At 51.3% G+C, this 6604-nt stretch carries 2 protein-coding genes; both read left to right on the forward strand.

The window, feature by feature from the left end:
* On the forward strand, nucleotides 1–4370 hold a 4370-nt coding region (locus tag KBW69_RS22980; RefSeq protein WP_257282443.1), incomplete at its 5' end, for a pentapeptide repeat-containing protein.
* Nucleotides 4371–4506: 136 nt separating this feature from the next.
* Nucleotides 4507–6604: HD domain-containing protein (locus KBW69_RS22985; protein ID WP_257282444.1), on the forward strand; the 2098-nt coding region annotated here is incomplete at its 3' end.

Raw genomic sequence — 6604 nt, forward strand, 5'->3', positions numbered from 1 at the left:
TCAAAACCTGCCTGTTTCACGACACTGGCCGTGAAGGCGATGGGGACGATACGGCAGATTGGGAGCGGGCCAGCGCTGACAACCTGAGGGAACACCTGCGCAACTTCGGCATCGATCAGTCTCTGGCATGGCAATGTGGTGAAGCCATTTGCCACAAGGATAATCCCCGGGGCTGCCAGCATCTGCCAGAAGAAATACAGACCCTGCGCAACCTGCTCCATGATGCCGATACGCTGGATGTGATGCGGGTCAGAGATCGCTTTTACATGGACCGGCTGGACTGTTTTGCTGCCTGTCAGAATGATCACCAGAGGCAAGACTGGCGCTTGTTGGCCAAAGAGGTCTGCCAGGTGATTGCCAGGCAGGGTGACCTCTGGTACCCGATCAAGTTACAGGACAGTGACGCAAACCGCGAACATTTCTTTAGCATTGGTGCCGCCAGCCAGTGCGAGAACACTAAAAAGCAGTGGGAGCACCATCCTTCGCCCTTCAGTTATCAGCTCTTTACCATCGGTGAGCAGTCCACTGTTGTCCGGGGGTTGATTACGCCTTATACCGGACATTTGGCAAAACCATCGGAGTCGTCCTTCTCCCTGGCAAAACTGACCCCGCAAAGTACTGCCATGGAAGAATGCCAGAGCAGCAGCTGGCCAGCAGGTCTTTATAACGACCCTGTTAGCCAGCAGGTTTATTCCATCAAACCGACCAGCTGTGAACTCAGTGCTCGCAACCAGCTATTGATGTCCAACCTCGCCGGGCTGTTGGGCATCACGGTACCTCAGAGTTTTGTCCATCAGGAGCAGGGTCATTTTTACGTGGTTAGCCCTGTCTCCGAACAATGGCAGGGTAAGCTCAAAGGCGGAGAGGCAACGCTGCGCTCTTTGTCTTCAGAGCAATGGGCCAGATTATTACTGATTAATGTGATAGTCGGTAACGAAAATATGGTGAACAGCGTCTGGGAGGGCATTGAAGTGACCCCGGAAGGGGAGCCGGTCATGTTCAACTGGGACTTTGCCGGACTGGCGACCCGCTACCCGTGTCCCGACAAACCAGAGCCTGCCCCCCAAGCGGACGATTTTTCCTCCATGCCGGTGTTGCTGAATAGACTGCGAAACCCAAAGCCCCCCCCCATGAACTCGTTACCGATCAACAACCCCTGCGTCGATATCCTTGCGCAATTAGAGGATGACTTGCTGGGCCATACCCTGAAAGATATCTTGCGCAAAGTTGACTGGCAGGCTCTGGACCGACTGATCGAACACAGCGGTTTTCTGCCCGGTGACCGCAGCTGGTTACGGCAAACGATTCACGATCGTATTGCCTGGCTGACCACTCGCTTCCCCAACAGCCTGGAGGCCGGTGAGAGGGTATCCATGGCGGAGTTCAAGGCAATAGAAGCGGCGGGTATCCGTGGCGGCTGGCTGCCGGTCAAAGGCCGGGATATCCGGGGTGGGCAGATCGGTATTAGCCAGTTACTGGATGCCAATGACCAACCCATCACCCGGATGACCTTTAAGTTGTCCCGGGAAGCGGGCAATAAACTGGCTGATAACCTGGCCCTGGAAAGGGGATTACATCGTCTGGCCAGCCGGGTTCAATATACCAACTCTGCCCTGGGCAGACATTACCGCGACTGGCGCAGTGACCTGACCAGCCTGGCCAATGACTGTGAGGGCATGGCGGAGCAGTTAGCCAAAGATAAAACACGATGGGACGAAAAGGACCAGAATACCCTTGATCATACCGTGACGATTCTGCAGGACATTGCCAACAAGTGCCGGGCATCGTTAGCCGCCGACGTGCCGTCCATTACAGAACTGCCAATCATCGAAACTCCCCTGCCTGCCCCGCGCTGGCCCGCACGAGTGAGTTTAAGAACTGGCGAAGAGGTTGATGCGAAAGTACAACTGGCTGAATTCAGCCACGGTTTTGCCAAACTGACAGGCCAGAGCGTCACTTATTTGAGTCCGCAACAACTGAAGGCTGCCCGCCTGAGCGATCAACCGGTAAAAGCCGTTGAACTCGAATCGGTCGTCTGTGAAGGTGGCAGTATTCTGTTTTCTCCTCCGAACCTGCCTAAAGCCCTGAGTTTTGAAAATCAGCTGACCCTCACCTTTGGGGGACACAGCAAAGCGGTGGTTGAAGCCTTGTTTCGGGAACTGACAGAGCTGGGCATCGACGGTGAGCGGCCGGATATCACCGACCTGGAAGAACAATGGCTGGACGCCCTGGCTGACTGCCACGGCTGCCTTGGTGATATGAAGCTTGCCGTGGCAGCGGATACCAACACCCCGGTAAACACCCGTAAAAAAGCGTTTCTTAAACCGTTGCTGAAACTCAGTGACGAAGAACTGACCTGGGACACCCATTCTCGTATTCGCGCAGGACGTTGGGTGCAACTCCGCCCGGGTTTGCACCACGGCATTTCGGCAACCCCCGCCAGAAAGTTCTGCCCCGCGCACGATATAAAATTTTGTGCAGATCAGCGAGGGAATGAAGAACAATTTGTGATCGATAGCCTGAAAAATGACGCTACCCTGAGCTCCTTTGAGCGACGTACTCAGATCGGGATGGAACCCACTTGGCATATCCATCCCGACGCTTCGGTGCGCAGGATGAAATGCGACACCGGATATGTATTTACCCGAATCATCGAGGACGGGGAGTTGGCGGATTATTCAGAGCGGATTCATGAACATGGGATCACATGTATGAAATTGACTTCTGAAACACTCAGTCGTATGGATGCAGAAGTTTATGAAAATCAATGCCAGTTTGATGAGACCCTTGGTTTGGAGGCCTTCGCTCGTAATGAGAAAATCATTGCGCAGTCAACCTCTGACTACCACAATTTGATTCAGGACAATAATCCAAATAGTCCACAGGAGACTCGTTTTTCCAACCCTCTGTCCTTGTTTGACGAGTTGAGCCTGCTTGATATCAGCTCTAGCGAAAGTCAGCGGCAATTGTTGTCTGTTTTGAAGAAACGCTTTAGCCACTGGCCTGATGGGCGCCCGCTGGAAAAGCTTTTTCGGCAATCCTGGTCACTCCTTTACCATGAGATAACCTGTAAAGGCAGCCAGTTTGACAAAGGCATCAAAAAACTCGTCAAGGTTTGTGGTGAAGAGGGCATACAGTTGTTGTTTGAGCAAAACCCACAACTGTTGAAGGGAAAGCTGGATTCCCTTGATGGTTTTAAGCTGAAAGGACGGGCGCATAATTTAAAAGGGATTGATTTCAGCGGCTGTTCAATGAAGGGGACAGTGTTTCAATCCATTTCATTTCATACGTGTAAATTCAATACAGAACAGTTAAACAGTGCCATTGTTGAAGATGGCTTTTTCAGCGGCTGTTCTTTTGAAGGTAAGCGGTTTTCATCATCGATATTAGGCAATGCCCATTTCCGCCCCGAAATTGGTGAGGGTAACCAGGTATCTGAAAGCACACACCAGCTTTCCCGAATCCTGCGTCAGTCGTGTGTCAATCAGCACAATGAGTTCAGTCTGCAACAATGGCTGGTGGTGATGGGGAAAAATCATTATCTACGTTCCGGCTCAACACCGCTGGATAATTTAAGTCGGAAAATTCTGATCCGACATATTGACGAAATCAAGACTTTTTATCCACAGCAACTTCCCGGAATTATTCGTGGACTGTTTAGGATTAACTTTAAGGATATTACCAATGCAACAAATTTTGTCTGTAATAACCCGGAATTCTATGATCGCAAAATTAAAGATCTCAAAGATGTGTATTTTGAGTTCAGAACCGCCTTCCTGGAAGAAGGAAATTATAAGCGGGATTCAGGTAATCCATTTGAAAGATTATTTCTCCTCGATCCCGTTACGCACAATGATTATTCCCGGGAAGCAGTTTTGGCGTTGATGTTAAATGTTATTAACCTTGTTCTGTTCCCTGAATCCAATGATAAATACATAGACTTTGGCGTCAATGCCAATAGCGCGGATGAGCATGACCATTGCTTGAAGGCCATTCCTGAGGCAAGTAGAGAAATTACGCAAAGCAATAAAGGTGACCTGCCTCTGGTTGAAATGCAACGTTACAAAACTGATCTTTGTTTCTTTCACCTTAGAGAGTACCGTGAGTATATTCGTCAATTCTGGGGAGAATGTTCAGAGCAGAGCCAATTAACAATAGCCAAACACTGTTTACGTCATCAAAACGTTGTCGTTAGCCCCGTTACAACCGGAGAATTTAAAACATTGTTGACTAAAGAACACGATGTGGGAACTTGGTGGGATCTTTATTGCACCAACATGATAAAGCATGCAAAAAATCAGAAGGAGTGGGACAGCTTGCTCAAGGATAAATTTGGAGAGTGGGCCACCAAAGGCAACAGATATTATTAAGTTCGCATTCCCTGCCGTACCTCCATGGCAAAGGATAGAACTAATGAGTGGCAAAATAGTCCAAAGTTCAAATGGTATATGATCAGGCTTGTTTCGATCAGGTCGGTACAGCAAGGACAGCAGTGAGGGCTAAAAAATGGATTCGCTCGGTATTACAACAGTAGGTGAAACAACAGAACAGGCATTTTTTGCCGCTTGCGTCAGTTCATCTGAAAATATTGATAAGACAGGCATCGCTTTTACCAGAGAAGTAAGTAGAAGTGAAGAGGTCATGCTCCCGGCGGTTGCTTCTGCGCAGCAGGATGAGACAATCAATAGTGATTTCACGCGTAAGGCCGGGCATAAGGTAGCCATCACTGATATTACCCCGAAAATCATTGAGGCAGGACTGGAAACGCTGACCATTGAGCCGGTATACAAGCGTCCAAAACTTGCTGATACCGAAACAGCTAATTTTCCGGTCATTGATCCATCGTTGATCGAATCCACTCAGGTAGCGAAAATTGCCTTGCTTCAGTCTTATCGCCCATCAGACATCTCACCTCCTGCCGAAACCATTGCCCGCGAGGTTCACGGTCTCCAGCACAGCTGCCGGGCGGCGATCTGGGCAGTAGCCCTGTTGCAACAGCGTAAACTGCACGGCGATCCTCAAGCGCTGGCATTTCCCGACCACATGGTACCGCTGCTGATCAAAACCTGCCTGTTTCACGACACTGGCCGTGAAGGCGATGGGGACGATACGGCAGATTGGGAGCGGGCCAGCGCTGACAACCTGAGGGAACACCTGCGCAACTTCGGGGTGGATCAGTCTCTGGCGTGGCAATGCGGTGAAGCCATTTGCCACAAGGATAACCCGGAGGGCTGCCAGCACTTACCAGAAGAAATACAGACCCTGCGCAGTCTGCTCCATGATGCGGATACGCTGGATGTGATGCGGGTCAGGGGATGCTTTTACATGGACCGGCTGGAGTGTTTTGCTGCCTGCCAGGATGATCACCAGAGGCAAGACTGGCGCTTGTTGGCCAAAGAGGTCTGCCAGGTGATTGCCAGGCAGGGTGACCTCTGGTTCTCGATCAAGTTGCAGGACAGCGATGCACACCGCGAACATTTCTTCAGCATCAGTGCCGCCAGCCGGTGTGAGAACACTAAAAAGCAGTGGGAGCACCATCCTTCACCCTTCAGTTATCAGCTCTTTACCATAGGTAAACAGTCCGGTGTTGTCCGGGGGTTAATAACGCCTTATACCGGACATTTGGCAAAACCATCGGAATCACCATTCTCTCTGGCAAAACTGACCCCGCAAATTAATGCCATGGAAGAATGCCAGAGCAGCAGCTGGCCAGCGGGTATTTATAACGACCCTGTTAGCCAGCAGGTTTATTCCATCAAACCGACCAGCTGTGAACTCAGTGCTCGCAACCAGCTATTGATGTCCAACCTCGCCGGGCTGTTGGGCATCACGGTACCTCAGAGTTTTGTCCATCAGGAGCAGGGTCATTTTTACGTGGTTAGCCCTGTCTCCGAACAATGGCAGGGTAAGCTCAAAGGCGGAGAGGCAACGCTGCGCTCTTTGTCTTCAGAGCAATGGGCCAGATTATTACTGATTAATGTGATAGTCGGTAACGAAAATATGGTGAACAGCGTCTGGGAGGGCATTGAAGTGACCCCGGAAGGGGAGCCGGTCATGTTCAACTGGGACTTTGCCGGACTGGCGACCCGCTACCCGTGTCCCGACAAACCAGAGCCTGCCCCCCAAGCGGACGATTTTTCCTCCATGCCGGTGTTGCTGAATAAACTGCGGAACCCCCAGGCACCGCCCATGAACTCATTCCCGATCGACAACCCCTGCGTCGATATTCTCGCGCAACTAGAGGATGACTTGCTGGGTCACACCCTGAAAGATATCTTGCGCAAAGTTGACTGGCAGGCGCTGGACCGGCTGATTGAACACAGCGGTTTTTTGCCCGGTGACCGCAGCTGGTTACGGCAAACAATTCACGATCGCATTGCCTGGCTGACCACACGCTTCCCCAACAGCCTGGAGGTCGGTGAGAGGGTATCCATGGCGGAATACAAGGCAATCGAGGCGGCGGGCATTCGCGGTGGTTGGCTGCCGGTTAAAGGTCGGGATATCCGGGGTGGGCAGATCGGTATTAGCCAGTTACTGGATGCCAACGGCCAACCCATTACCCGGATGTCCCTCAAGCTGTCCCGGGAAGCGGGCAATAAACTGG

Origin of the sequence: Endozoicomonas sp. ISHI1 (assembly GCF_024606225.1) — a bacterium.
GTDB lineage: Bacteria > Pseudomonadota > Gammaproteobacteria > Pseudomonadales > Endozoicomonadaceae > Endozoicomonas_A.